Raw genomic sequence first — 1,628 nt, forward strand, 5'->3', positions numbered from 1 at the left:
GTATTGTATGGCAGGGATGTACACCCGTATTTACGGATATAGATCCTGAGACATTTAATATCGATCCGACGAAAATAGAAGCTGCTATTACCCCAAAAACCTCAGCTATCCTGGCAACACATGTTTTTGGAAACCCCTGTGATATTGATGCAATACAAAAAATTGCTGATAAGCATGGATTAAAGGTTATTTATGATGCTGCCCATTGTTTTGGCACCTTTTATAATAACAGATCGGTGTTTGAATATGGAGACATTAGTACAACCAGTTTTCATTCAACCAAATTATTTCATACGATTGAAGGGGGAGGGGTATTTACACAGGATCCGGAGCTTTTAAGAAAAATGGCGCTGATGCGTAATTTTGGTTATTCGGGGGTTGATAGTTTTTCTGAAGCGGGTATCAACGCTAAAAATTGTGAATTTCATGCGGCAATGGGCCTGTGTAACTTACGCCATGCAGATGAAATACTAAAAAAAAGGAAGTATTTATCTGAACAGTATATGCTGCGTTTGACTAACCTCGACGTAAAATTTCAGAAAATAGAGAACAAACAAGATTATAACCATGCATATTTCCCGGTGCTTTTTAGCACTGAGGGTTTGATGCAAGATAGTAAAGCAAAGCTGGAACTGGCGCAAATATATTGTAGAAGGTATTTTTACCCATCGCTATCAACATTGCCCTATGTAAATAATATAGAAATGCCTGTTTGCGATTCGGTTGCCTCAAGAATTGTATGCCTCCCCTTATACCATACTTTAACATTACCAGATCTTGATCTTATTTGTAGGTTATTGCTAAGGACTCAAAATTTTGACGAGGCGGGTCAACAGAAACAAAAACACTTTGGAAATATAATAGCCGACAAAATTGAATTGGAAATTAATGAAAAAAACGGCACGATATGAAGGATGCAGAAATAACAGTTAGCATTTGTTGTATCACTTATAACCATGAAAAGTTTATTTCCCAGGCTATTAACAGCTTTATGATACAGCAAACAAACTTTAAATTTGAAATTATAGTGGGTGATGATAGTTCCACCGATAATACACTCAAAATTGTCAGGCTGTTTTCAAATAAATATCCTGGCAAAATAAAAATTGTTTCATCCCCTCAAAATATGGGGATCCATCATAATTTAATTAATTGCAGCAAATTATGTAACGGGAAATATATAGCTCTTTGTGAAGGGGATGACTTTTGGACTGATCMTCATAAACTGCAAAAGCAGGTCGATTTCTTAGAAAACAACCCCGACTACGTTATATGCTGCCATTATACCCGGGTGATAAATGCCGATAATAGAACACTTTATGTAAATCCGAAGCCGGTAYCATTAATTCATACCTACCACGATTTACTTGCAGGCAAACAGGAAGAAACAAAAACGGCAACTGTTTTATACCGAAATATACCAGATCTGTATAATCTGTTTTCAACTCCCTGGTTTTTTAATTGTTATGCCGGCGATAAAATTTTTAAACTTTTTGCAACACACCATACCGGCAAAAAAATATATGTGATGCCCGAGATTATGAGCTGTTATCGTAACCATGAAGGTGGCATATGGAGCATGATCAATACAAAAATAAGGATGGAAAGAATGATAAGTGACTTTAACC

General features: G+C 36.3%; 2 protein-coding genes. Both read left to right on the forward strand.

What is annotated here, in order from left to right; translation table 11 throughout:
• Positions 1-911, forward strand: a 911-nt coding sequence (locus AC1DQW_RS27540) for a DegT/DnrJ/EryC1/StrS family aminotransferase (RefSeq protein WP_477456993.1), incomplete at its 5' end; no start/stop codon positions are given.
• Positions 908-1,628: glycosyltransferase family 2 protein (locus tag AC1DQW_RS27545; RefSeq protein ID WP_477456994.1), on the forward strand; the 721-nt coding region annotated here is incomplete at its 3' end. The genes AC1DQW_RS27540 and AC1DQW_RS27545, both read left to right, overlap by 4 nt.

This window comes from Mucilaginibacter sp. P5_A4 (assembly GCF_056400605.1).